Source organism: Acetobacterium wieringae, assembly GCF_026646375.1.
In the GTDB taxonomy this organism is placed as follows: domain Bacteria; phylum Bacillota; class Clostridia; order Eubacteriales; family Eubacteriaceae; genus Acetobacterium; species Acetobacterium wieringae_A.
Window position 1 is genome coordinate 203929 of sequence record NZ_JAIPPU010000001.1, and the last position, 25110, is coordinate 229038.

The following is a 25110-nucleotide window of genomic DNA, read 5'->3' on the forward strand; positions in this document are numbered from 1 at the left end:
ATAACGTTTAGTTGCGGTTTAGCTACTACTGGGTCAGGTAAACTGTCAATCATTCAACAATACAAAACAGGTTCAGGACAACCCCGCCGTTGTCCTGAACCTGTTTTTAGTTTCTATTTGGTGAATCAATCACCCTTCCACTCGGCGCTGCTTAATCAGCACCAGCGTGACGGCCAGCACCGCCACCCCGAAGGCCAATACCAGTACCATGCTGGTGAAGATCGACTGAAGATTGTCAACGTTGAAATTGACAGCTGAAGTAATTTCATTATTGGCCTTAACGTACCAGTAAGTGGGGGTAAAGCTGGCCATGGTCAGGACATTGTTGCCCAATAGTTCCTGGGGAACAAAGACGCCACTGAGAAAGCTGGTGCCCAGAGCAAAGACATTGGCGATCGCAGACATCGCTCCCCGGCTTTTGACCAGATTGCCGATTAAGTAACTGATGCTTAAGGCAGCCAGGGTGAAGACAAAGGAGTTTAATAGCAGCAGCAGACCAGTGGTAGTAAACATAAAGCTGCCGTACATGACAAAACTTGCTGAAATCAGCACCAGCCAGGTTAGGAAAGCAAAACTGATATTACCGAGGATCATCTGGAAGTTCATGTTGGCTGAACGGATCGGCGAACAGAGATTGCGTCGTTTTAAATCGGTGTCATTAAAAACCAGCATTACCGAACAAACTCCCAGAATCAGAATCGCAAACAGGGAATAGGAGAGGTAATTAAAGTAATAGCTGGATTTTTCGGCATAGATGGAGTGGCTGCCATTGCTTAGCATGGTTACATCGCTTTGCTCGGCAAGATCGTTTGCCACATAACGGGTCAGATCCTCCTGAGTGAGACCAGGTGTGTAAGTAGTATAGGTTTTGACGGTGTTCAGGTATTTATTGATCAGCAGATCCATATAGACATTACTGGTGGAATCGGGAACGGTAGTTTTTTCCAGCTGGACGTCCTGGCCACTTAACAGCCCTTGGGTAAATCCGGCAGGAACCCGGAGGATGTATTCCACCTGCCGGAAAAACAGGGCATCTTGAAGCTTTTGGGTATCGTCGGGAAGATCCACCAGATTGGCATTTTCATCCAGATAGGTTTTTAAACCATCCACCAGTTGTGAATCTTCATCATTATTGATAAACGCAATATTGACCTTAACCTTAGTAAAATCGGTATCTTGGGGTGGATTATAGTTGCCACTGAGGAGAAGCGCCAGAACCATAAAAACCACCAGGTAGATCAGAATCTGACCGCGGTTTTTCTGGATTATTCTAAAAAAAGCTTTATAAACTTGCATATTTCTGTCTCCTTATAACAAAATACGTGATGGCACTGAAGAGAAGAATAAAGCCGCAAAGCAGCAGGATGTCGGTATAAAACTGGGTGTGGGTATTATAATAGTACAGGGTATAAAAACTGTCAGTGATCAGACTGATCGGGTTGAGGTAACTGAGGATGGGTGCCTTAGTCATCACAATGTACTTTATGTCGGCAGACATCATCCCGGCCAGAAAAGACATGGTCATAGTGGAACCGATCAGGACGCCAATTTTAAGACCTTCATTATTTTTAATGATGGAACCAATGCAGGCGCCAAAAGTCACGCCAGTAAGGCTTCCCACGATACAGGTCAGAGCAATATAACCAAGCTGATTCCCGAAACTGATGCCGAGCACACCAACGAGAAAGCTCAGCAGAATCAGCAGTTCCAGCAGCTGAACGGTGGTGGCCGCCAGCATCGAGGAAAGAAAGACCGTCAGTTTGTTGGTGGGAGCCAGATTGATCCGGGCACCTACAGCAGAGAGGTCGGCCTGAATTGCCACCACCTCTTTGACCCCGAGAAACCCGCCATATAAACAGGTCATGGCAATCAGAGCATAGAAATAATTAACAACGGGATCAGGATTGGACTGGCTGGCCGATACGGCTTTGAGGTATTCGGTGCGGCTGGAAATACCAGCCAGAATGCCACTATCCAGAGCGGTGGGATTCTGAGTAATTATGGTTGTGATGGTAGCCGATGATTGTTCAAAATCATCCAGAAATCCCCGGATGATGGTCTGCTTTAAACCCGACTGGTTCACCACCAGGCTCAGATCAGGATCAAAAACAATATAACCGTCAATTTGATTATCTTTGAGCAGGGTATCAGCATCAACCAGGGTTGTGTACTCGACGATAAACAGATCATCTGCGCCATTGATTGCCTGGGTGAAAGCCGGGTTCTGATCCAGTTCCTGATTCTGAACCACCGCCACATTGACCTTCACAAAATTATCGGTGCTGGAAAGGTTGGAAAAGGCCAGGTTGAACAGGATTGCCAAAAGAATTGGAAACAGAAAAGTCCAGAACATCAGTTGCCGGTCTTTAAAGATGCATTTTAGGCGATAGCGGTAATTAAATAAAAACATGGCTCCTCCTAGTCTCGCAGCTCTTTGCCGGTGATTTCCAAAAAGACATCATTAAGCGTCGGCGGCTCGGAATAGATTTTTCCAATGGCGATTTGCTCAGCTTTCAGCGTGTCCAAAATCGGGATTAGATTATTCTTGCCACGTTCGGACTTGATCACCAGCTGATGGTCACGCAATTCGGCAGAAATGATATGAGGCAGGGCGCTGATCCCGGCCAGATCGAGATCTTCGGGGTTGAGCAGTTCAAGGTTGATGTGTTCCCCGGACTTTATCATTTTCTTAAGCTCTTCGTTGGTGCCCATGGCAATGATCTTACCCTTATCCATGATGGCGATGCGGCTGGCGATCTGCTCCACTTCTTCCATATAATGCGAGGTATAAATGATCGTAGCGCCCTGTTGATTTAGCTTCTGGATTCCTTCGAGAATATTGTTACGACTCTGAGGATCGACGGCTACCGTCGGTTCGTCCAGAATAATCAGTTTCGGTTTATGGGCAATTCCACAGGCGATGTTCAAACGCCGCAGGAGACCACCGCTGAGTTTTTTGGGGTAGAATTTTTTAAAATCGTTGAGACCCACAAAATCGATGGCCTCAGCCACGAGTTTTTTGCGGGTTTGTTTATCAGATATGTACAGACCGCAAAAGTAGTCAATATTTTCATATACAGTCAGTTCATCAAAAACAGCGACATTCTGCATGACAATCCCGATGTCCCGCTTGAGATGGTAGGCATCCGGAGACATCGGCTGATCAAATATATCAATTGTACCCTTATCGTATTTTAAGAGCGATAATATACAGTTAATGGCGGTGGTTTTTCCTGAACCGTTGGGGCCCAGTAGCCCGAGGACTTCGCCTTCCTGTACTGCCAGATTGAAGTGATCGAGAGCGATCAGATCGCCATACCGTTTGACCAGATTTTTAACATTGATGACCATTTTCTTTCTCCTTTATCGGTATGCCTGCTTAAGTAGCAGCGCAAACAGTTTTATATTCGTTGATGTCATTATTTTACGCCAATGGTACATGCTTTGGTAGTGATATGCCTCCTGATCAGGTATGACAAATGTCACCATTTATGTTAAAGTAGTGATAAAACCGTAATGCGAACAGCGCTACGATTCTGATAAAGGCAGGTAAAAATGAATAAGCTGATTGATAAGGTAATTATTTTTGGGTTCTGTCTGGCTTTATATCTGACCACGGTGGATAATATGCTATTGATTGCTCCGGTACTGGTGGCGGTGATTTTTGCGGCGGCATCTAGTTATTTAACGGAAGGGCCGGTCACGGCGGGGTTGTTTGGCGGTTATTTACTAATCTGTTTTTTTGATCCGGTTTATCTTCTGTTTGTCCCGTTGATCGGCTATGATATTCTGATTTCGCGCTTTAAATGGCTGTGGGTACTTGTGCTGTTGCCAGCGGCCACAGGATTTTCGGCGCTGAGTGGCACGGCGGTGGTACTGATACCAATCTTTATGCTGGTGGCCTATTTTCTTAAAAAACGCTCGCTTTCGCTGGAAAAATTGAGACAAGATTATAAGGCTCTTCGGGATACCACCCGGGAAACGGCTTTGCAGCTGGAAAAAAAGAATAAAATGTTGCTGGAAAAACAGGACTACGAACTGAATCTGGCCACTCTGACTGAACGCAACCGGATTGCCCGTGATATTCATGATAATGTCGGCCATATGCTGTCCCGGAGTATTTTGCAAACCGGGGCGCTGTTGGCAATCAGTCAGGAAGCAAAAACCCGGGAAGGGTTAATTCAAATCAAAGAAACCCTTTCAGAAGCCATGGATAGCATTAGAAACAGTGTTCACGATCTTCACGATGAATCTCTGGATTTGCAGTTGGAACTGCAGACGCTGATTAAGAATTTTGAATTTTGTCCGGTTAAGTTTGACTATGATGTGGAATCACCGTTGAATAAAGACGTGAAATATTGTTTTATCGCAGTGGTCAAAGAAGCCTTTTCCAATACGATCCGTCATTCTCAGGCCAATGAAGTGGAGCTGGTAGTACGGGAACATCCGGGATTGATCCAGTTGGTGGTGCAGGATAACGGCAGTGGCAGTGCCAGTCTTGATGGTGACGGTATCGGGCTAAAAAACATCAGTGACCGGGTGGCTGCCCTGAATGGCAATGTTCATATCACCACGGAGCGGGGATTTCGGATCTTTATCTCCGTACCTAAAAATGATTAGCAGAAATATAGTGGGTAATTTAAAAAAACGAACGAAATTTGCTTTGATGTCGGTTTTAGCAAACCGTTTAGAAACATGAAGACAAACAGTACAGGAAAATGCTGTTTGCTCTTGTGAAGAAATTGTTAAGAACAAACCGGCAGCGAAACGCATGATCATTTAGTAATTGACCAAGAATGGAGGAAACATGAAAATACTTGTTGTCGATGATGACTGGCTGGTTTGTGCATCACTCAAGACCATTATTGAAGCTCAGGGGGATATTGAAGTGATTGGAATCGGGCACAATGGCGAAGAAGCCATTGACTTATACCACCAGTTGAAGCCGGATGTACTGCTGATGGATATCCGAATGGAGGTGATGACCGGGCTGGAAGCCGCTGCGGCCATCCTGGCCATTGATCAAACGGCCCGAATCTTATTTTTAACCACCTTTTTAGATGATGAATATATTATCAACGCGCTTAAACTAGGAGCAAAAGGGTATATTATCAAACAGGATTTTGAAAGTATTGTGCCTGCTTTGAGAGCAGTGCAGATTGGTCAAAGCGTTTTTGGGCAGGATATTGTGACCAAGATTCCGAGGCTGATCAATCAGCAGGAACCCCGATCAGGAGATTGTTTGGATCTCAGTGAGAAGGAACGGGAACTGATCGATCGGGTTGCTCAGGGGCTTAGTAATCGGGAAATTGCCGAGAGTCTGTATTTAAGCGAAGGAACCGTCCGAAACCGCATTAGCGTAATATTGGAAAAATTGAATCTCCGGGATCGGACTCAGTTGGCTATCTTTTTCTACAAAAACCTAATCTGAGGTTTTTCGGTAAAAAACAAAAAAGCCATCTTAATAAACGCATTTTGGGGATAATCTCTTTATGATGAAAGAAGATGGGAACATGAAAAGGATAAGAACCGGAATGTGGATGTTGTTGCTCGGATTAATACTAATGATTTCGTTGTCGGCTTGTGTCAACGCAGTGGAAACAAAGCCGCAAGCTGTGACTTTCCTAAGCAGTTACCAAACCCATATCCAGAATGTCGGCTGGCAGGACTGGCAGTCGGATGCCGATGTCAGCGGAACGACGGGCCGGTCACTGCGCCTGGAAGGGATCCGATTAAAAGTAAATGATCACCCCGATCTCGGCATTACCTACCAAACCCATGTTCAGAATGTCGGCTGGCAGAACTGGGTCGATGATGGTGCCGAGGCTGGGACGACAGGCCGGTCATTGCGGATGGAAGCAGTTCGCATCAAACTCACCGGTTCTGAGGCGGAGAAATTTGACGTTTATTATCAGGCGCATGTTCAGAATCAGGGCTGGCAGGAATGGGTTAAAAACGGCGAGTTAGCGGGAACCGAAGGGCTTTCCTATCGGATGGAAGCAATCCGGGTGGTGATCACCCCCAAAGGAGCAGCCCCACCAGACGACATAACCGCTTTTAAAAATGTAATTGTAATGATTTCAGATGGATGCGGTGCCAACCATATTTTAGCTACCGACTATTTCACCGGTGGTCAGGCTGGAATCCAGGTTTACGAGAACTTTCCGGCCCAATATTATATGAGCACCTACTCAACCGGAAAAATTGAATCGACAGATGATGCTCGTTACACCTATGATCCAGCCACGATTTGGAACAGTTTTGATGAACTGAAAAATAGACCGACAGATTCTGCGGCAGCCGCTACTGCCATGGCAACTGGTACAAAAACCTATAATGGCGCGATTGGAGTAGATCCCAATCAGAATAATTTACGGAATCTGACTGAAGATTTTGAGGCAAAAGGAAAATCCACCGGAGTGGTCACTTCCGTGGAACTCAGTCATGCCACCCCAGCCGCTTTTGTGGCACATGACACCGATCGCAGTAATTACAGTGGGATCGCCAACGAAATGATCCGAGACAGCAATATTGATGTGATTATGGGTGCCGGAAACCCTTTATATAATGATGACAGTGTTAAACGTAACAGCATCGATGCGGAGCACTATCAATTCGTTGGTGGTCGGGAAACCTGGGAGGCCTTGGAGGCGGGAGTCTTGGGCAATGATGCTGATGGTGATGGCGATCCTGACCCCTGGCAGTTGATCCAGACCAAGGCCGATTTTGAAGCCCTCCAGAGCGGAGCCACACCGGATCGGGTGATCGGCGTGCCACCGGTTTATACGACCCTGCAGTATGGCCGGACTGGTGATGTTAATGCCCAGCCTTTTGTGGTAGAAATGAATAATCAGGTGCCAACGCTGGCGACAATGGCCCGGGCGTCACTTAATGTACTCGACAATAACGAGTCCGGGTTTTTCCTGATGATTGAAGGTGGTGCTGTTGATTGGGCCGCCAGTAAGAATCAGAGTGGTCGAATGATTGAAGAAGAAACTGCTTTTAACCAGGCCGTGGCGGCCGTGTGTGACTGGGTGGAATCAAACAGCAGTTGGTCAGAAACCCTCGTGATTGTCACCAGTGATCACGAAACCGGCTATTTAACGGGCAGTAGCGGTGTTTATAATGAGGTGATCAATAACGGAAAAGGGGTCATGCCGACGATGGTTTGGAACAGTCAAAGCCATACGAATCAGTTGGTGCCTATTTTTGCCAAAGGGCCGGGCTCTGAGTTATTTAAAAAATATGCTGTGGGTTCCGACCCGGTTCGGGGTGCCTATATCAACAACACCGATATTAACCGGGTGATCCGGGAATTACTGGAATAACAAATAAACCTGTTACGTAGCATGTCAAAATGCTGCGAACAGGTTTTTCTTATGGTCTTTTAGATACGGAATTAGGAGCGGTAAGGGCCCAGTACGGTGTTAAGAATCGCAGTCAACTGCTCGGGTAGAATGCCAAAAACAATAGCCACCCCTTCTACCTGACAGCGGTGGCTATCGCTGTAATGCTGATCAGATTTTTCTTCGGTGAGGGAAATCATACAGCTTTGCCCTTCGGCAGTCAGATTGGCCTTGATATGGCCGATGATTCCTCCCAGTTCAGTAATTTGGGCGGCGATCTTTGTAAGCGCTGCATCCAGGGTGGTTACTGCTTCTTCAAAGCTTGACTCAATTGTTAAGCGATATGAGCCAACCAGGCTGGCATCATGGGTTTTTACTGTAATCGCCTGGGGGATTTGCTGATGGCGCTCTGGTTGATGGGCGGGCACAGCGTGGTGATGGTCGCCATGACAACTACAATTTTTGTCATGATGATGGTGAAGTTGTTGGTTATTCATTGATTGATGTCTCCGTTTCGGAATTTGAGATGGTTCCCCAAATAACTGGATCAATCGGCTGGGCAGCACTGATCCGGAAGCATTTGGCGTGGTCGTTAAAGGATCGGATGGAAGTCTCCACTTCGGACAATGTCTGGTCATCGACCAGATCGATCTTATTGATCAGAATCACATCGGCAGCTTCCAGTTGCCCTTCGAGGAGCATCTCCATGGGCCGCAGCAGTCGCAACCAGCGTTTGGCATCGGTGATACAGGTGACCTGAACCGTCAATTCTGGCAGTGACTGGTTGATGGTCTGGCGGATGTTATCGGGAAAGGCCACGCCAGTCGCTTCCATGATTATCAGCTCGGGATTGAAATCGGCTCTGATCTGATGTAGATTCAGAATCAGTTCTCCGGACATGGTACAGCAGACGCAGCCGGAAAATAAATTGGTTACCTGGTAGCCGTTTTTTTTGAGTAAGCTGTCATCAACACTGACTTCGCCGATTTCATTTTCCAGAATGACCACCCGGGTTGTATCAGAGGGCTGATTCCCGACCAGGTGGCTGGCCAGCTGCAATAAAACACTGGTTTTTCCGGAACCCAGAAATCCGCCTAAGATAATAATGTTCATATTAATTGTAAACTGTTTTGCTTAAACGATTTGCTTCATCGACGATCCAGCCGTTAACTTCCTGAACCTTGGGGTCAAAATAATCCAGTGAGGTCAGCATCCCATTGAAGATGAAGCCACCATCCCCGGCAAGGCGATCAAAGGTATTTCGAACCGCTTCCCGGACTTCTTCTTCATCGACCACTGGCCAGGTGCTCGGCATTCTAAACTCAAAGCCGCCGTTGATTGCCAGCTTGGCCCCATATTTCTGTTTCATTCCCACCAGATCATTTTCAACTTGAGCGGGATCCCAGACGTTAACCCCGATGTCCACCATTGAGGGGATCAAATCTTCACAGCGCCCACAATTATGGTAAAAAATTGGAATGTTCTCGTCTCTGACCAGATCCAGGCATTTCTTATAACGAGGCACAAATATTTCTTCAAATAATTTTGGCGAAATAAAGGGGTTGAGTTTTGAAGCGGTATCATCGAGCAGGTAATAGCCTTCCGGTTTATAAAAGTGGAGCAGATTTTTGGTGATATAGAGGGAGTGTTCCAACATGTAGTCAAGCAGCTCTTCAACCTCTTCCTGTTCTTCATAGATGGCACAAAGTCCTTCGGTAAAGCCCATAAACCCGATGAATTGCTGAAATAAGTCGGCAAATCCGCTGAGAACAAAGGCCGTTTGGTCAGGATCCTGAACGTATTTTTTACGGTCTGCCCGGGCTGCTGCTTCCCAGTCAAAGCCGGTGTAGTCTGGCGCTTTAATCACATCCCGCCATTTAGTCACATCGGTCAAAATAAAGTCATTGGGTTTTGGCAGGGCGGCAAAATTAATTTCTTCACCGGTTACAAAGGTGACGCCCCAAGGGTCGACACCGCCCCCAGGCCCCCGAAAGCTCCCTAAAATACAGGGGTCGGCCATGGTAAGAAGCGGTGCATTAGGGCCGAAATAAGATGAAACCGGCACATATTCCGGCATTTCGCCCCGGGCCACCCGCAAAAAATTTTCTTTTTGAGTTAAATGAGCTGTCATGCTTGTCCTCCTTAATGGTTGAATTATAAACAAGTTTAATATTCGAAAGTGGTTTTGTCAATACATTTGTAATAATAATTAAATTTACTATAATATCGTTTACAAAAACAATGTTTGCTACGATATCATAATATAATAGATATAATACTTAAAAAAGTATGTGGAATGATCTGTAATTTAATGGGTGTCGAAAAAACTCAGATGGATGGTAACTGTAATTTTAAATAAATTCAAAATATGTATGTGAGACAATTCAGGAAGAGCTACTGACAAGAGCCGCTTAGTCAACGGGTTTAGATAATTCGCTAAAAACGCAGTTAGCTGGTTGTGCCGGACTTAAACATAGCATATAATCTAGAAAAGTAGAAAAATGCAAAATAAGTAGTCAGTGAAATCGGGGAGATCCGGTTTTTTATGAAATGAGTGGGAGAGAGGTTGCAATGAGAAGTTCGTCGAACCATTATCAAAACATATTCAGGTTAATAGTCAATGTGGTTTTAATTGCTTTGCAATTAGGAATCATCGGATTGGTTATCCTGCAGTTTTCTGAAGATGCAGTGGTTGCCTATTGGATTGTTGAAGGGGTGGCAGTTTTTGTGGTACTTAATATTGTCTATCGCAAAAAGACTGCCGCCTATAAAATTTCATGGATCATTCTTGTGTTGGCGTTTCCGGCCATCGGAATTGTGCTTTATTTTATCTGGGGTCGGCAGCGGGTACCTAAAAAATCAAAAAAACGCTGGGATGAAGTGAATCAGCGTACCTTTTTAAGCCTGGAACAGAATCAGGCTGTTTTAGAATCGATTGATGACAAGAGCATCAGAAAACAGGTGGAACTGGTTCATCGGCTGAGTGATCTGCCGGTTTGGCGAAATACCCAAACGACCTACTTGAAGCTGGGCGAGGACATGCATCGAGCGAATCTGGCAGCAATTAAAACTGCTGAAAAATTTATTTTTCTGGAATACTTTATTGTTACGGGCGGTAAAATGTACGATGAACTGATGGCTGCCCTCTATGAAAGAGCGGCGGCCGGGGTAGAAATCCGGATGATGGTGGACGAGATGGGGAGTCTGTCGACTCTGCCCAAAGATTTTTATCAGAACTGTGCGGCACACCGGATCAAGAGTATTCCGTATAACCCTTTTTCTCCATCGCTGTTTAAATTTATAAGCTTTCGTGATCACCGCAAGATGACCATTGTTGATGGCCGGGTGGCCATCACCGGTGGCATTAATATCGGTGATGAATACATCAATCATAAGGAGCGTTTTGGCCACTGGAAAGATATGGCAATTCAACTCGAAGGGGCGGCGGTTTTTAGCCTCACGACCATGTTTATTAATATGTGGGACTATTCTACCGGGGCGGTTTCGCAACTCGATGACTTCAAGGCGACAGTCGATCCGGAGACAGACAATGAATTGGTGATGCCGTTTTGTGATGGGCCGATGAACCCCCGAAATCCAGCGGCCAACACCTATATGACTATTTTTGCCAACGCTAAAGAGTATCTTTATCTGACCACTCCTTATCTGATCCTGGATACGGATCTGACGAATTGTATTTTACTGGCAGCCCGTAGCGGAGTGGATGTGCGAATTATCACCCCGGGTATTCCTGATAAAAAGCTGGTTTATGCCACCACCCGGGCATTTTATGGCGAGCTGCTGGCGGAAGGAGTGCGGATTTATGAATACACCCCGGGCTTTATTCACGGCAAGGTACTGGTCACCGACGATCAGGTTGCGATTGTTGGCTCCATCAATATGGATTACCGCAGCCTAACCTGGAATTACGAATGCGGTACCTGGGTTTACGGCTCGCAAACGGTGCAGGAGATCAAAGCTGACTTGCTGGATTGTATCAAAGCGAGTCGGGAAGTGCATTATTCGGATTGGGAGCAAACCGCATTTTTAACAAAAGTGGGGCAGGCAGTTTTAAGAATTATGGCACCATTGATGTAATTGAAAGGATATGAAATGAAAATATGTGCAATTCAAATGCAGGTGATCCTAAGACAGATTGACGTTAATTATCGTAATGCCGAGGGCTTAATTCGTCGGGCTGCAGCCGTCGGGGCGGATGTAGCCGTATTGCCGGAAATGTGGAGCGGTGGGTTTGTTACCGATGATCTGGATGAGCGGTTGGCGGATGGGCAACGGGCGAAAGCGTTTCTGAGCCAATTGGCAGGGGAACTGCAGATTAACATTGTCGGTGGTTCGGTGGCCACTAAAAAAGGCGGCAGTTTTTACAATACCGGCTACGTGGTAAATCGGCAGGGTACGATTATTGCCGATTACGACAAGGCCCACCTGTTTAGTTATGCCGGTGAAGACAAGCGTTTCGGGGCGGGCCAGCAGTTGGTGACCTTCGTCCTTGATGGCATTCCCTGTGGGATCATCATTTGTTATGAGATCCGTTTCCCCGAATGGGCCAGAAAACAGGCGCTGTCTGGCACAAAGGTGCTTTTTGTACCAGCTGAGTGGCCCTTGCCCCGGGTTAATCACTGGCGGGTTCTGAATCAGGCCCGGGCGATCGAAAATCAGTTTTTTGTGGTCGCCGTCAATGGCTGTGGTGCCGCAGTAAAGGATCAACAAAACGCCGGTAACTCGATGATCATTGATCCTTTGGGCAAGCTACTGGCAGATGCTGGAGCTGACCCGGAAGAAAAATTGATTATCGCCGATGTGGATGTGGCTGAACTGGATCAAACCAGGAAGAGCATGACCGTTTTTAAAGATCGGAGACCCGAATTATATTAAGAAAAAAGCATGGATAATCATATTAAACCCCCAAAAGATGCGTTGCCTGGCAGCGGATCTTTTTTTATGGCATCAATAGAACAATGCTCATTGTTTAAAAGCATGGTTTCTGGGTAAGATGACCATAAAAGCGCTTGGTTTAACAGACTATGATGAACAGACTGCGACCAGATTGTTTGATTGAAGAAGGGAAACAAGTATTTTAGGCAATTGCGAAAGTGTCGTATGCGGTGCTTTTAGTGTCGCAAGAACGTGAGAAGTATTAAAAAAAGGAGGCTAAAAGTGAACGGTATAGTAAAACAAATATTCAGTGGGCTGATCATTGCGGGTATCTGCATCGGGATGGTTCCAATTGGCGTTATGGCTAAAGAACAGAACCACGACACCGAATTAATCGATAACGTGGCTTTGGAAGCCGGCGATGAAAACCAGAGCCTTAATGACGGAGCCAAACAGTCAGAAATTTCGCTTAACAGCATTCATACCGGGGATTACTGGTATGATACGATCGGCGGTGGGATTAGAATTGTTGCCTATACTGGAAGCGGTGGCAATGTCGATATCCCAGCTACAATTGATGGAAAAAGTGTGCTCGAAATAGGCAGCGATGTGTTTAATGGAAACACCAGCTTAACAGGTGTTAATCTGCCAAACAGTGTGACAAATCTGGGGCTGCGTTCGTTTTATAATTGTCCCTATCTGGATTCGGTCTTTTTAGGAAATGGTTTAACGACCATCGGAAATGGCTCGTTCTGGGGTGCCCAGGCACTGAACAGTATCATTATCCCCAGTTCCGTCACGACCATCGGTTATGCGGCTTTTGCCAATTGCAATGCTCTGACTAAAATTACTTTTTTAAACAGTACCCTGACTTTTGATGGACAGGTGTTTGGAACCATTCCCCATCTTACCATCTACGGCTATGCCGGTTCCACTGCAGAATCCTATGCATATGCGAATATGCGACCCTTTGTGAGCCTGCCTGCTTCCTATGTGGATGTGTATTATTCTACGCATGTTCAGAATGTCGGCTGGCAGAGTGCCAAAAAAAATGGTGAAATCAGTGGGACGGTTGGCCAGGGCCTGCGTCTGGAAGGAATCAAAATTCTGGTGGATAACAGCGAAGTCAATGTGGTGATTCAGTATCAGACCCATGTTCAGAATATTGGCTGGCAACCAATGGTCAGCAACGGTACCCTAAGTGGAACAACGGGTCTTAGTCTGCGCCTGGAAGGAATCCGGGTTGAATTGGATGGTGTGGATGCGGGTAAATATGATGTTTATTATCGCGTTCATGCCCAGAATTATGGTTGGTTGGACTGGGCTAAAAACGGAGAGAGTGCTGGTACTGAAGGGATGGCCTTGCGGTTGGAAGGAATACAGATCATCGCCGTACCAAGTGGTTCAGCGGCCCCGGGAGCGACCGCCATGCCGTTTGTCAGTAGCTTGAATTAGCAAAACCAAATCAAAAGAAAAAGACTCGGATGAAATGCTGCAACTAAATGCAAACGGCGAATAAAAAAAGATTTTGAATAATACATATTTTTTTTAAATATTTTTGTTATTTATGATAAAAGAGGGTAAAAACAATACCGTAGTGATAACTGTGTAATGTCACATCAGTTGGGGTGTGATGTACACAGAAAACAATTCCATTGAAAGGAGGAATAGTGAAGTGAAAAAAATGTCGAAATTGATGGCTTTGTTGCTGGTTGTGATGATGGTGTTAATGTTAATACCGGTATCAACATTTGCCGCAGAAGAAGTTGTTGAAGAACCAACACTCGTGGTTCTGGAAGTTGAGGGAGCGCCAGTTGATGAGGTGCTAAATACCGCAGTAGAAACGCCAGCAGCAGAAACTCCTGCAGCAGAAACGCCAGCGGCGGTTGAGCCAGTGGCAGAAGTACCTGCAGTTGAAACGCCAGCTGCTGAAACTCCAGCTGCTGATGCACCAGTTGTAGCCGTTGCTGAAGCCCCAGTAATCGAAACTGCAGCAGATGAAGGAACCATTGAGGTAAAAGCAGTTCCTGCACTCGGTTTATGGAGAGATGCAACAACTTTTATTGATGTACTCCTGAACACCGTCGGTGCTGACTACTCTTATGATGCAATAACCAATGCCTTAACCTTAAACGGTTTTGTTGGAAAACAGGTTGTTGCAGCAGATATGGGCAGTAATTTTGCCATGATCCTCAAAGGTGATAACCTGGTTGTGAATCCTGATGGCTGCGCATTTGATGTCGTTGGAAACCTGACAATGGGCGGACCTGGCGAACTGACGGCAGTTGGCGAATATTCAGCAATTCATGTCATGGATGGTGATCTGGTTCTCAATGATGGAGATTATGAATTAACCGCTTTATCAGGCGATAATACCCATGACACATTTGGTATTCTCGTTGATAATGGCGATTTAATCATCAATGATGGTTGGCTTGATGCAACTGCAGTCCATACTGGAACCGGCGGAGCTTTTGGTCTTTGGGCAGACAATGATCTGGTAATCAATGGCGGCGATATCGATGTCATTACGGATTCAGTTAGTGGCCAGAGTATGGGCATTGGCGCTGGCGATGATGCCATCGTTAAAGGCGGATACACAACTGTTAAATCAACCACCGAAACTGGAGTAGCAACTGCATTATATGCAGCCAGCTGGGTTGTAATCCGAGATGGTATCCTGGATCTTTGTACCTCTGGCGGTGTTAATCCTCTAGCTATCTATGGTGGCGAAGGTGTTTGGATCAGTCCTTGCTATGGTGACGTCGATCTGACCGCATCCTGTCTGTATCTGGAACCATATCTCTGTTACCAGAAATCATCTTCTAACCCAAAAACTGGTACTCAAGACATGGGTCAAGATGCATTAATGGCTACAATGAGCTTATTAGCACTGATGGGTATGGCTTATCTAATCAGCAAAAAAGAAATCAAAGCATAAATACACACACTATTCAAAAAAAGGCAGTACAGTAGACGAAAACCATTGGTTTTAATTGCGTTCACTGATTGTTAAAAATGAACTCCGATTACTGATCGATTCATCACGAAACGGTCAATAAAAGGAGTTCTTTTTAAGTGGCCCTTCAAAAAGAGCACAAACGAGATTATTTTAATGTGAGTTGATAAAATATTTCATTGACATCGATTACCGAGGTCGATAAGATTAATATAAAAAACTGGTGATAAATCTGTGAAAAATTTAAATATTTAGTTAAGAGGGATATCAATGGATGCAAATGATCGAACAAAAGAACGGTTGGCTCAGGGGATTAAAACGCTAATGGTTACAAAGCCTTTAGATAAAATAACCGTTAAAGAAATTGTTGATCAGTGCGAATTAACAAGACAGACGTTTTATCGTTATTTTCAGGATAAATATGATTTGGTTAATTGGTATTTTGATAAATTGGCGCAACAATCAATTAAACAGATGGGAGTCAGCCTTACGCTGGAAGAAGGTTTAACCCGCAAATTCGCCTTTGTGCGGGCAGAGAAAGATTTTTTTACAGCGGCATTTAAATCCAGTGACTGCAATTCAATTTTTGATTACGATTTAAAGCTGATAACCGATTACTATACCAATCGGATTGTTCAAAAAACGGGAAAGCCCCTGGAAACGGATGATCAATTCCTGCTGGATATGTATTGTCAGGGATCCATGGATATGACTTTTAAATGGGTGACCGAGGGAATGATCATGGAGCCGGCGGAATTTGCTAAATTACTGATTGATGCAATTCCGGAAAAGCTTAAAAACTATTTGTTATTTTTATAGGTTCATATTTTTTTATTAAGCCGATCTTTATCTGATTAGTGACAAGTTCCCTGTCATCGGATAGCGATCGGCTTTTTTGATTAGATAAGTTACACATTGCAATAATTGTCACATATGTGACAGATAGATGGCGGTGTCAATTGAATCCTATCAAAAAATTGGTAGAATTAGAGAAAAGTGTAACTGTTTACAGTTGAGAAAAATTTGGAGGTACCCAAAATGGCAAGAACCTATTATTTTCCACCAGTTGTAATTATGGAACCCGGTGCAATCGAACTCATTGCTCCGGAAATCAAACGGATGAATGTCAAAAAAGCGTTAGTTGTAACCGATCAGGTACTCATCGATGCTGGAATTGCCCAGGAAGTACTCGATGTGTTAGATAATGCTGAGGTGGCATATGCCATGTTTTCTGATGTTAAACCAAATCCGACGGTTACCAATGTCAACGCCGGGTTACAGGTTTTGCAGGATAATGAGTGCGACTTTGTGGTCAGTATCGGAGGCGGATCGCCTCAGGATACCGCCAAGGGAATTGCCATTTTAGCCACCAATCCCGGAGATTTGCGGGATTATGAAGGCGTTGGCAAAACTGCTAATAAATCATTACCAATTGTAGCGATCAATACGACTGCGGGAACCGCCAGTGAAGCGACCATAAATTATGTTATTACCGATGAAGAACGCAAGTTAAAAATGGTTATTGTGGATCCAAACTGTCTGGCCACAGTGGCGGTCAATGACCCCAATTTAATGGTAAAAATGCCAAAATCCTTAACAGCAGCAACTGGCATGGATGCTCTAACTCATGCCATTGAAGGTTATACCACCGCTGGAGCTTCCCGGTTTACTGATTTATTCAACTTAGAAGCGATTAAAGCGATCGCCGGTAGTTTAAGAGAAGCAGTTGCCAACGGCGAAAATGTGGCGGCTCGGGATGATATGGCATATGGACAATTTGTTACCGGTATGGGCTTCTCAAACGGCGGTTTGGGAATTGTTCATTCCATGGCTCACCAGCTGGGCGGTTTTTATGATCTGCCCCACGGCGTCTGCAATGCCATTCTGCTTCCATATGTTGCAGCCTTCAATGCTGATGCGGTGGGCGATCGTTTAAAAGCAGTGGCAGAAGCAATGGGTGTTGATACAGCGCACAAAAGCAAAGAAGAAATCAATGAACTGGCCATTGAAGCCATCAAACAACTGTCTAAAGATGTTGGGATTCCCTCTGGACTGGCAGAAATTGGTGTTAAAGAAGAAGATTTCAGCGAATTGGCTGATCTGGCGTTGGCTGACATCTGTACCGGCGGAAATCCAAAATGTCCAACCAAAGAAGATGTGATTGCCATTTACAAGGCGGCATTTTAATTTTGGGTATGAAAGACATGAAAGTCTGATTTTAATAAACGGTGGAGAAAAAAGATACGGTGACTAAATTAAGAGGATTTATCCGAACCGGGATAGATCCTCTTTTTCGTCGTCAATCAAAGGTGGATAAGCCAGCTGCATAAGAATTAGGGAACGGGAAAGAATATTGGTTGATTACCAGGACTTTGAAGCGTATTTTTTGAGATTTTGGGTATATAAAAAAAAGTTATAGTTGCAAGTAGCAGCTGAAAGGGTGAAGCCGCATGAATGACGTTAGGTATCAATCAGTTCTGGAACATGCCCCGATGGGTTATGCTTATCACAAAATTGTCTGTGATGAAGTCGGTATGCCTTGCGATTATGAATTTATTGAAGTCAATCTGGCTTTTGAACGGCTGACAGGGCTCATTGGCGCTAAAATACTTGGGAAACGAATCACAGAGGTTTTACCGGAAATTGTTAATGACAGCTTTGATTGGATCCGTTTTTATGGCGACATTGCCTTAAATGGTGGTGAAAAAGAGTTTGAACAATATACTGCAGCCCTTAACATCTGGTGTCGGGTCGTTGTACATTCACCCCAAAAAGGTTTTTTTATTACCCATTTTATCGATATCACGAAGGAAAAGACACAATTGGAAGAATTGAACAATTTCTTTGAATTGAGTCTGGATTTTTTATGCATTGCTGATATGGATGGATATTTTGTCAAGACAAACAGGGCGTGGGAAGAGGTGTTAGGATATACTAATGAAGAATTGATCCGGACAAAGTATCTGGATTTTGTCCATCCGGATGATGTTCAGGTAACCCGGGAGGTGATGAATCGCCTTAATGAACAGAACCCGGTGGTTAACTTTACCAATCGTTATCGGGCCAAAGATGGAACCTACCATTGGATTGAATGGTGTTCCCGGCCCCAGGGAAAGCTGATTTATGCCGCCGCCCGGGATATTACGGATCGAAAAAAAATCGAACAGCGATTGGAAAAGCGGATGCTGGAGTTGACCAGACCAGCCGAAGATACCAGTACAATTGATTTTTCTGAATTAATCGATCTGGAGACAATTCAGAGATTACAGGATCAGTTTTCCGATGCAACCGGTGTTGCCTCAGTGATCACCATGACCGATGGGACACCAATAACCGAGACCTCCAATTTCACCAGGCTATGTCGGGATATCATTCGCAAGACCCAACGGGGCTGTGAGAATTGCTATAAATCGGATGCTGCAATTGGTGCTTATTCAGTCGAGGGACCGATAATCAAAAGGTGTTTAAGTGGCGGTTTGTGGGATGCCGGAGCGGCGATTACGGTGGGTGGTAAACACGTAGCTAGTTGGCTGATTGGGCAGGTCAGAGATGAAAATATTAAAGAGTCCCAATTAGTCGCCTACGCCCGGGAAATCGGTGCCGATGAAGAAGAAGCCTTGGGGGCATTTAGAGAAGTGCCTCGGATGTCTATCCAACGGTTTGAAAAAATCGCAAAATTACTCCATACCATTGCCAATCAGCTGTCAAATCTGGCCTTTCAGAATTTGCTTCAAGCCCGCTTCATTAATGAAAAACGGCAAAATGAAAAAGAGATTCTTTACCTAAGCTATCATGATTATTTAACCGGACTTTTTAATCGCCGGTATTATGAACAGGAATTGGCAAGACTGGATAAAAAAGAAAACTTACCATTGACCCTTCTGCTGGGAGATGTTAATGGATTAAAGTTGGTCAACGATACGCTGGGACATCTGATGGGGGATGAGCTATTAATCAAAACGGCCAGGATTCTCAGCCAAGTCTGTCGCAAGGATGATATTCTTGCCAGGCTTGGGGGTGATGAATTTATTGTAATCTTGCCAAGAACCGCAGGACATATCATTGAAGATATGGTTGCGCAGATAAAGGAGTTGACAGCAGCAGAAAAAGTTGGTGGAATGGCGGTTTCCATCTCTTTCGGCTATGAAACAAAAAATAACGAGGCAGAAGATATCGAAGAAATATTTAAACGTGCTGAAGATGATATGTACCGTCATAAGCAAGACGAAAGTACGACAATACGACCCAGACTCAAATAGTGAACCCACCGTTTTTACGGTGGGTTTACTATTTGGCAATCCGCCTATTGGTTATTTTGGATAAAAACGGACGGTTAAACTTCTAAATGACGGGGATAACTATAATCCTTCTCCATCGGTAAAAAAACGTAACCTTCATCTTGAAGTGTTTCAATGACGATGGGAATAGCATTTCGGCTGGATTCTTTGAGTTCCGCATGACATAAAACAACTGATACATCGTTTTCCCGACATCCTTCAATAATCGTTTGGGCAATGACATCACTTGGCGGTGGATCGGAGCAGCCGTCTCCGGAAGAAACATTCCAATCGCTGTAATTAAAGCCCCGGTTAACGATGCCCTGGACACACGCCTCATTGGAGTTTGTTGAACCACCTGGAAAACGAAAAACATGACTGGTTTCTTTTTGACCCGTTATTGATTTTTGGAACTGATCCAGTTGATCAACATCGGCAAAAAATGCTTCCGGGTCGCTGTAAAGGCTGTAATCATGGCTGCTGGTATGATTAGCCAGGGTATGGCCTTCATCAACAATCCGGCGATACATGGCTTTTGCATTGTCATTGTCATGGAGTGTGGTAAAAAAAGTACCCTTGGCATCATATTCATTGAGTACATCGAGAAGCGCTCCGGTATTCTCGCTGGGGCCATCATCGAAAGTCAGAAAAACTACTTTAATCCCGGCAGTGTCTCCACTACGAAGTCGAGCTTTTATATCGGCCAGCGGATCATCATCGGTCACCTGGGGGTTGGTTTCTGTTTGGGTGTTTTGTTGGTTATTATTGTTTACAGTTACGGTTTCTGTTTTGGCAGCATTGGAATCAGACGAATTAGCAGATGAAGTCTGAAGAATCTGTTTTTGGGTATTGAAGGCCTCGGCCATTTTATTCATTAAAAAAAACAAAGACATGGTAATGATAACGAGAATAATCAGACTCATCGCCGAAAATGTAAGAAAACGCGGTAAATTTTTAATTCGTAATTTTGGTGTACTTTTCTTTCTCATCGCTACCTCTATTGTTTTAAAATCTGAACATCGAGCAGTCTCGCTGAGGCTAACCTGTCTAAATTGATTGTAGCATAAAAACAACTAAATGTGTAATTTATTTCTTGTTTTTAAAAAAAATTGAAATCGCATTTTTGCTGAAAAAAACGATTGTAGTAGCATTAGACAAGGCTGAACTGAATCGTTCAAATCCTTTAAACGGTTTCAAATTTAAGCTCCTTTGGTAATTGGGTTGAATTCAAACCGAGCTTGTGATAGGCTATTTTTATTTGAGGAGCAGGCCGATGGATATAATTGTGGTGATCAGCCAGATGTTGGAATTGTTTTTGATTTTGGCATTTGGATATATTGCAGCAAAGAAAAAAGTTGTCAGTGGAAATTTTGGATCACAACTTTCGAATTTTATTTTAAGTGTTACGTTGCCATGTATGATGCTGGCCTCGGTGGCAAACATGCCGACGGATACGGATAATTCAGATGTTATTATGATGTTTATTATTTCCATTCTTTTTTATGTGGTGATGCCGTTTATTTCTTATTTGATTGTCCGAATCCTGATGGTACCAAAAGAAGACCGTTACTTATACATGTATATGACCATTTGGTCTAATGTTGGCTTTATGGGTTTTCCTGTGATCGCATCCATTTTTGGAGAAAGTGCGATTTTTTATGCCACGATCTTTAATCTTATTTTTAATGTCAGCAACTTTACCCTGGGGATTATGCTAATGTCGAAGGAGGGCCGTAACGCACTAGATGTAAGAAAGTTTTTATCCCCGGGGATGGTGTCATCAATTATTGCGGTTATTATGTTTGCCGCCCATTTTAAATTTCCGGAGCTTCTTAACGATACGTTAAAAACCGTCGGGTCGACGACGACGCCCCTGGCCATGATTGTAATCGGCATTGCCTTATCAGGGATTTCAGTTCGGAGTGTTTTTGCTGAGTTCAGACTGTATCCCTACGTGATTATTAAGCAGATTTTATTGCCCTTGCTGGCCTGGGTAATTTTAAGAAATGTGATTGCAAATCCCTATTTGCTGGGAATTGTGATTATTATCATTGCGATGCCGGTGGCAACATCTTCGGTACTTTTTGCCAATCGCTATGAAAACAATGTTGCGCTGGCTACAAAAGGAGTCTTTATCACGACCCTGGCTTCGGTTGTTACCATTCCAATGATCACGTTTCTGCTAATGTGAAAGCTCGGCACAGATTCCCGATACTGTTTCTATAAGCTTTAAATTAAATGCGAGTAAGAGTAGACGATAATAAGGTTGTTCAATAAAAGGCTATATTTATACGAAAAAATGTGCTAGAATGAGCATAAATTTAGTGAAAACTAAAAATAGTAATCACAAGAAGCGGAGAAAACGAAATGATCGAATTAGCAGAAGTATTGGATCTGGCCGATAAAAGTGGATTTACGAGAGCAGCCAAACTTGAGATTTCCACCATTGATTTAAACCCCGAAGTCAGACAAATGTGTGCCGATAATAAGTGTCAGATCTATGATACCAATTGGGCATGTCCACCAGGATGTGGAACATTAGAGGAATGTGGAGTAAAGGTAAAAAATTACAAGTATGGCGTGATCGTTCAAACCACCGGCGAATTAGAAGACAGCTTTGATTTTGAAGGGATGGAAGAAATCAAGAACAAGCACAATGCCAGCTTTGATCGGCTGGTTGAGGCCCTGTTTGAAAAAAAAGCGGATATGCTCCCATTGGGGGATGGATGTTGTTCACTGTGCCAAAAATGCACCTACCCTGAAGAATCTTGTCGCTTTCCAGAGAAAGCTTTCTCATCAATGGAAGCCTTTGGAATTCTTGTCAGTGACTTGTGTAAATTAAATCAGCTTGAGTATTACTATGGTCCCAACACCCTAACCTATGTTGGCTGTGTATTATTTAACTAACCAGTCGAAGTTACAACAGAAACCTTCAAAACAAGCCAGAAAGCAAATAGTGTCTCCCTTTTCGTCGGGCTATAATCGCCAATCCGGAAAGGGAGATTTTTTTTATCAACTGCGAAGCAAAGTCGGAAAAGACAGCGTGCGATTTGATTTGTAAATAGATCCAATTTCCTAATTAGTAAAAACGATCGATTTTATAAATAACTGTTGACATAAACATTAAATTGATTTAAAATTGTCTCAGTTGTTAAAATGATTAAAATAGGCGGCAAAATAGTACTGTAAAAACGAAGGGCAATAAAGTGATATAGCCAAGTGATGTAATCGCTATCACATTCCCCAAAAACAGTCCATCTGAGAATTTATCAGTAGTGAAAATAGCATCAGTTGTTATGTCATCCTATGAGAAATTAGGGGTTACACGCACACACGTGGAATCGTTAATATAACCGATATCATCCAGATATCATAAATCGATATAAAATTGGAGGAAAAAATGTCAAAAATCGAAGAAGTTAAAGCAAAAGTTGAAGCGGGAAAGTCAAAGCTGGTTCCGGTATTGGTTCAGGAAGCCTTAGATGAAGGCAGTGCACCGGCGGAAATTCTTCAGGCCATGGTGGATTCCATGGGTGTGGTCGGAGATAAATTCTCATCTGGTGAAATTTTTGTCCCGGAAATGCTGATTGCTGCAAAAGCCATGTCAAAAGGCGTGGAAGTGTTAAAACCGCTGATGGCTGGTGACGGTTCAGCGTCGCTGGGTACTTGTATTATCGGAACGGTGGCTGGCGATCTTCATGATATCGGTAAAAACCTGGTTTCGATGATGATTGAAAGTGCCGGTTTTGATATGGTCGATTTGGGCGTTGATGTCCCCGCTGATACCTTTGTTCAAGCGGTAAGGGATAATGCAAATGTCAAGTTGGTGGCCTGTTCCGGTCTGCTGACGACGACCATGCCTGCCTTGAAAGAAGCAGTTCAGACAATTAAAACGGCGTATCCGGATTTAAAAGTGATTGTTGGTGGGGCGCCAGTTACGCCAGAGTACGCAACTGAAGTTGGTGCTGATGGCTATGCTCCCGATGCTGGCAGTGCTGCAGTTAAAGCCAAAGAATTGGTAACCGCGTAACATTATCGGTTTATAAAAGAACAAGCGGGCGATGCTCGAGGCAGGTTCACAACGATCCATATAATTTTAGGAGGTATTAGAATGCTGACAAAAAGACAGAATTTACTGGAAACGATTAAAGGTGGAAATCCCGATCGCTTTGTAAAACAATATGAGTTTATGAATTTGATTATGGAGGCGCCCATCGGCGCCATGTGCGGACCGGGACAGACAATAAAAAATGGCTGGGGAATTACCTTTACCTGGCCGGAAGGTCAATTGGGTGGATTTCCGATTCATGATGATGCGCACAAGGTTTTAAAAGATATCACGGATTGGCGCAGTCAGGTTAAGGCTCCAGCGGTGGAAAGCTCAGATGAAGCCTGGGCGGCGGCAGTTGCCCATGCGAATGCCGTAGATCGTAATGAAGAGTTTGTAACTGCCTTTGTAGCACCGGGAATCTTCGAAATGACCCATCATCTGATGAGTATGGAAGATGCTTTAATGGCCCTGTATGAAGAACCCGAAGCGATGCATGATTTGATTGATTATCTGGTTGAGTATGAACTGGCTTATGCCGAAGAAATGGTTAGTCGCCTCCATCCCGATTGTATTTTCCATCACGACGACTGGGGTAGCCAACGTTCTTCGTTTGTGTCACCGGAAATGTTTGAAGAGTTTTTTGTTCCGGCTTATAAAAAAATCTATGGTTTTTACAAAGATAATGGCGTGGAGCTGATTGTTCATCACAGCGATTCTTATGCCGCCAACCTGGTTCCTGCGATGATCGAAATGGGAATCGACATTTGGCAGGGGGTTATGACAACCAATAATGTGCCAGAACTGATCAAAAAATATGGTGGCCAAATCTCTTTTATGGGTGATATTGATAGTGGTGTCATTGACTTTCCAGGTTGGACACCAGAGATTGTTTTTGAAAAAACAAAGGAAGCCTGCGAACGGTGCGGAAAACTTTACTTTATTCCCGGGGCCAGCCATGGTTTGAATTTTGGTTGCTTCCCAGGTGTTTACGAATCAAACGACGAAGCCATTGACAAAATGAGCGCCTTAATGTTTTAAGAAAAACGGATTTAAAATAAAGCCTGAAAAAACCCCGCTGAGAATTTTTATCAATTCTTAGCGGGGTTTGTAATTTTACTTGAACGTGGCAGTAGGATTGCCATTCTCAATTTTTAAGGTAATTTCGGAAACTGAGAACAAATCAATATTCGACCACTCAACGGTAGTGCCAGCCGAGTCAGCAACCATCAGATCCCAGTATTGTTCTTCAACCTCGGTATCGAAAACAATGTCAGTTGAGCTTCCGGTTAGCAGTGTATCGGTTGTCAGAAGATCATCACCCCAGCTGGCTTCACCAGTGGGCGATACATAGATTGCGTAAATCTCGATACCAGTGTCGTTAATAATGGTAAAATCCTGAGAATAAACGGTGGTATCATCAGAATCATTAGAAGCCGATGAGCTGCCACAGCCGGTAAAAATAAACAACGATAGCGAAAAAACCAATAGAACACTGAAGAATTTCATTTTTTTCATACTTTTCACCTCATAAATAAATTTAACGTAAGACAATCATAACAACAAAAAAGTGGGATGACAATT

General features: G+C 44.1%; 22 protein-coding genes. 14 read left to right on the plus strand and 8 right to left on the minus strand.

What is annotated here, in order from left to right; genetic code table 11:
- Positions 1-129: 129 nt before the first annotated feature.
- Genes Q7P33_RS00945 through Q7P33_RS00955 form a run of 3 tightly spaced genes read right to left on the minus strand, consistent with a single transcriptional unit; the run spans position 130 to position 3351 of the window.
- Positions 130-1296, minus strand: coding sequence for an ABC transporter permease (locus Q7P33_RS00945; protein WP_303866444.1), 1167 nt, complete (start codon positions 1294-1296; stop codon positions 130-132).
- A complete protein-coding gene (locus Q7P33_RS00950) occupies positions 1283-2410 on the minus strand; it encodes an ABC transporter permease (protein WP_303866447.1) in 1128 nt (375 codons plus the stop codon). Before Q7P33_RS00950 ends, Q7P33_RS00945 begins: the two co-directional genes overlap by 14 nt.
- Positions 2411-2418: 8 nt before the next feature.
- Positions 2419-3351, minus strand: a complete 933-nt coding sequence (locus Q7P33_RS00955; RefSeq protein WP_303866450.1) for an ABC transporter ATP-binding protein — start codon at positions 3349-3351, stop codon at positions 2419-2421.
- Between the two features lie 204 nt (positions 3352-3555).
- On the opposite strand from Q7P33_RS00955, the gene Q7P33_RS00960 reads away from it, so the two are divergent.
- The 3 genes from Q7P33_RS00960 (at position 3556) to Q7P33_RS00970 (ending at position 7328) form a co-directional block, all read left to right on the plus strand.
- Positions 3556-4620 (plus strand): sensor histidine kinase, encoded by a 1065-nt coding sequence (locus Q7P33_RS00960; protein ID WP_303866453.1) that lies wholly within the window; start codon positions 3556-3558, stop codon positions 4618-4620.
- Between the two features lie 187 nt (positions 4621-4807).
- Complete coding sequence (locus tag Q7P33_RS00965) at positions 4808-5431, plus strand: response regulator transcription factor (RefSeq protein ID WP_303866456.1); 624 nt, start codon at positions 4808-4810, stop codon at positions 5429-5431.
- An 82-nt stretch (positions 5432-5513) separates the two neighbouring features.
- Positions 5514-7328 (plus strand): alkaline phosphatase, encoded by a 1815-nt coding sequence (locus Q7P33_RS00970; protein WP_303866459.1) that lies wholly within the window; start codon positions 5514-5516, stop codon positions 7326-7328.
- A gap of 71 nt (positions 7329-7399) precedes the next feature.
- Here the strand turns inward: Q7P33_RS00970 and Q7P33_RS00975 are convergent, their stop codons facing one another.
- From Q7P33_RS00975 to Q7P33_RS00985, 3 genes are read right to left on the minus strand one after another with little or no spacing between them, the layout of a single operon-like run.
- Complete coding sequence (locus Q7P33_RS00975) at positions 7400-7843, minus strand: hypothetical protein (RefSeq protein WP_303866461.1); 444 nt, start codon at positions 7841-7843, stop codon at positions 7400-7402.
- Positions 7836-8459: a GTP-binding protein gene (locus Q7P33_RS00980; protein WP_303866463.1), complete on the minus strand. Its 624-nt coding sequence runs from the start codon at positions 8457-8459 to the stop codon at positions 7836-7838. The genes Q7P33_RS00975 and Q7P33_RS00980 overlap by 8 nt, the downstream gene beginning before the upstream one ends.
- 1 nt (position 8460) lies before the next feature.
- Complete coding sequence (locus Q7P33_RS00985) at positions 8461-9477, minus strand: uroporphyrinogen decarboxylase family protein (RefSeq protein ID WP_303866465.1); 1017 nt, start codon at positions 9475-9477, stop codon at positions 8461-8463.
- Between the two features lie 440 nt (positions 9478-9917).
- Between Q7P33_RS00985 and cls the strand changes: the two genes are divergently transcribed.
- From cls to Q7P33_RS01020, 7 genes are all read left to right on the plus strand, one after another.
- Complete coding sequence (gene cls, locus Q7P33_RS00990; RefSeq protein WP_303866467.1) at positions 9918-11444, plus strand: cardiolipin synthase; 1527 nt, start codon at positions 9918-9920, stop codon at positions 11442-11444.
- Between the two features lie 15 nt (positions 11445-11459).
- A complete protein-coding gene (locus tag Q7P33_RS00995; RefSeq protein ID WP_303866469.1) occupies positions 11460-12242 on the plus strand; it encodes a carbon-nitrogen family hydrolase in 783 nt (260 codons plus the stop codon).
- Between the two features lie 282 nt (positions 12243-12524).
- Positions 12525-13697, plus strand: coding sequence for a leucine-rich repeat protein (locus tag Q7P33_RS01000; protein ID WP_303866471.1), 1173 nt, complete (start codon positions 12525-12527; stop codon positions 13695-13697).
- Between the two features lie 220 nt (positions 13698-13917).
- The gene (locus tag Q7P33_RS01005) at positions 13918-15183 is read left to right on the plus strand and encodes a hypothetical protein (protein ID WP_303866473.1); all 1266 of its coding nucleotides are present in this window, start codon (positions 13918-13920) and stop codon (positions 15181-15183) included.
- 288 nt (positions 15184-15471) lie between these two features.
- Positions 15472-16020 (plus strand): TetR/AcrR family transcriptional regulator C-terminal domain-containing protein, encoded by a 549-nt coding sequence (locus Q7P33_RS01010; RefSeq protein WP_303866475.1) that lies wholly within the window; start codon positions 15472-15474, stop codon positions 16018-16020.
- Between the two features lie 219 nt (positions 16021-16239).
- Positions 16240-17388, plus strand: a complete 1149-nt coding sequence (locus tag Q7P33_RS01015) for an iron-containing alcohol dehydrogenase (protein ID WP_303866477.1) — start codon at positions 16240-16242, stop codon at positions 17386-17388.
- 263 nt (positions 17389-17651) lie between these two features.
- Positions 17652-19460, plus strand: coding sequence for a PocR ligand-binding domain-containing protein (locus Q7P33_RS01020; RefSeq protein ID WP_303866480.1), 1809 nt, complete (start codon positions 17652-17654; stop codon positions 19458-19460).
- Positions 19461-19534: 74 nt separating this feature from the next.
- Here the strand turns inward: Q7P33_RS01020 and Q7P33_RS01025 are convergent, their stop codons facing one another.
- Positions 19535-20467, minus strand: coding sequence for a polysaccharide deacetylase family protein (locus Q7P33_RS01025; protein WP_303866482.1), 933 nt, complete (start codon positions 20465-20467; stop codon positions 19535-19537).
- Positions 20468-20751: 284 nt separating this feature from the next.
- Between Q7P33_RS01025 and Q7P33_RS01030 the strand changes: the two genes are divergently transcribed.
- The 4 genes from Q7P33_RS01030 (at position 20752) to Q7P33_RS01045 (ending at position 24567) form a co-directional block, all read left to right on the plus strand.
- Positions 20752-21669 (plus strand): AEC family transporter, encoded by a 918-nt coding sequence (locus Q7P33_RS01030; protein ID WP_303866485.1) that lies wholly within the window; start codon positions 20752-20754, stop codon positions 21667-21669.
- A 176-nt stretch (positions 21670-21845) separates the two neighbouring features.
- Entirely contained in the window at positions 21846-22385 is a 540-nt protein-coding gene (locus tag Q7P33_RS01035; RefSeq protein ID WP_303866488.1) for a DUF2284 domain-containing protein, read from the plus strand.
- A 493-nt stretch (positions 22386-22878) separates the two neighbouring features.
- On the plus strand, positions 22879-23508 hold the full coding sequence (locus Q7P33_RS01040; protein WP_303866491.1) for a corrinoid protein: 630 nt from the start codon (positions 22879-22881) through the stop codon (positions 23506-23508).
- An 81-nt stretch (positions 23509-23589) separates the two neighbouring features.
- A complete protein-coding gene (locus tag Q7P33_RS01045; protein WP_303866494.1) occupies positions 23590-24567 on the plus strand; it encodes a uroporphyrinogen decarboxylase family protein in 978 nt (325 codons plus the stop codon).
- Positions 24568-24642: 75 nt separating this feature from the next.
- On the opposite strand, the gene Q7P33_RS01050 is transcribed toward Q7P33_RS01045, so the two are convergent.
- The gene (locus Q7P33_RS01050; protein ID WP_303866496.1) at positions 24643-25044 is read right to left on the minus strand and encodes a hypothetical protein; all 402 of its coding nucleotides are present in this window, start codon (positions 25042-25044) and stop codon (positions 24643-24645) included.
- Positions 25045-25110 lie beyond the last annotated feature (66 nt).

Excerpts from the sequence above, each read along its gene's own strand:
- Q7P33_RS00945 (WP_303866444.1), bottom strand. The coding sequence starts at position 1,296 with ATGCAAGTTTATAAAGCTTTTTTTAGAATAATCCAGAAAAACCGCGGT.
- Q7P33_RS00950 (WP_303866447.1), bottom strand. The coding sequence starts at position 2,410 with ATGTTTTTATTTAATTACCGCTATCGCCTAAAATGCATCTTTAAAGAC.
- Q7P33_RS00955 (WP_303866450.1), bottom strand. The coding sequence starts at position 3,351 with ATGGTCATCAATGTTAAAAATCTGGTCAAACGGTATGGCGATCTGATC.
- Q7P33_RS00960 (WP_303866453.1), top strand. The coding sequence starts at position 3,556 with ATGAATAAGCTGATTGATAAGGTAATTATTTTTGGGTTCTGTCTGGCT.
- Q7P33_RS00965 (WP_303866456.1), top strand. The coding sequence starts at position 4,808 with ATGAAAATACTTGTTGTCGATGATGACTGGCTGGTTTGTGCATCACTC.
- Q7P33_RS00970 (WP_303866459.1), top strand. The coding sequence starts at position 5,514 with ATGAAAAGGATAAGAACCGGAATGTGGATGTTGTTGCTCGGATTAATA.
- Q7P33_RS00975 (WP_303866461.1), bottom strand. The coding sequence starts at position 7,843 with ATGAATAACCAACAACTTCACCATCATCATGACAAAAATTGTAGTTGT.
- Q7P33_RS00980 (WP_303866463.1), bottom strand. The coding sequence starts at position 8,459 with ATGAACATTATTATCTTAGGCGGATTTCTGGGTTCCGGAAAAACCAGT.
- Q7P33_RS00985 (WP_303866465.1), bottom strand. The coding sequence starts at position 9,477 with ATGACAGCTCATTTAACTCAAAAAGAAAATTTTTTGCGGGTGGCCCGG.
- cls (WP_303866467.1), top strand. The coding sequence starts at position 9,918 with ATGAGAAGTTCGTCGAACCATTATCAAAACATATTCAGGTTAATAGTC.
- Q7P33_RS00995 (WP_303866469.1), top strand. The coding sequence starts at position 11,460 with ATGAAAATATGTGCAATTCAAATGCAGGTGATCCTAAGACAGATTGAC.
- Q7P33_RS01010 (WP_303866475.1), top strand. The coding sequence starts at position 15,472 with ATGGATGCAAATGATCGAACAAAAGAACGGTTGGCTCAGGGGATTAAA.
- Q7P33_RS01015 (WP_303866477.1), top strand. The coding sequence starts at position 16,240 with ATGGCAAGAACCTATTATTTTCCACCAGTTGTAATTATGGAACCCGGT.
- Q7P33_RS01020 (WP_303866480.1), top strand. The coding sequence starts at position 17,652 with ATGAATGACGTTAGGTATCAATCAGTTCTGGAACATGCCCCGATGGGT.
- Q7P33_RS01025 (WP_303866482.1), bottom strand. The coding sequence starts at position 20,467 with ATGAGAAAGAAAAGTACACCAAAATTACGAATTAAAAATTTACCGCGT.
- Q7P33_RS01030 (WP_303866485.1), top strand. The coding sequence starts at position 20,752 with ATGGATATAATTGTGGTGATCAGCCAGATGTTGGAATTGTTTTTGATT.
- Q7P33_RS01035 (WP_303866488.1), top strand. The coding sequence starts at position 21,846 with ATGATCGAATTAGCAGAAGTATTGGATCTGGCCGATAAAAGTGGATTT.
- Q7P33_RS01040 (WP_303866491.1), top strand. The coding sequence starts at position 22,879 with ATGTCAAAAATCGAAGAAGTTAAAGCAAAAGTTGAAGCGGGAAAGTCA.
- Q7P33_RS01045 (WP_303866494.1), top strand. The coding sequence starts at position 23,590 with ATGCTGACAAAAAGACAGAATTTACTGGAAACGATTAAAGGTGGAAAT.
- Q7P33_RS01050 (WP_303866496.1), bottom strand. The coding sequence starts at position 25,044 with ATGAAAAAAATGAAATTCTTCAGTGTTCTATTGGTTTTTTCGCTATCG.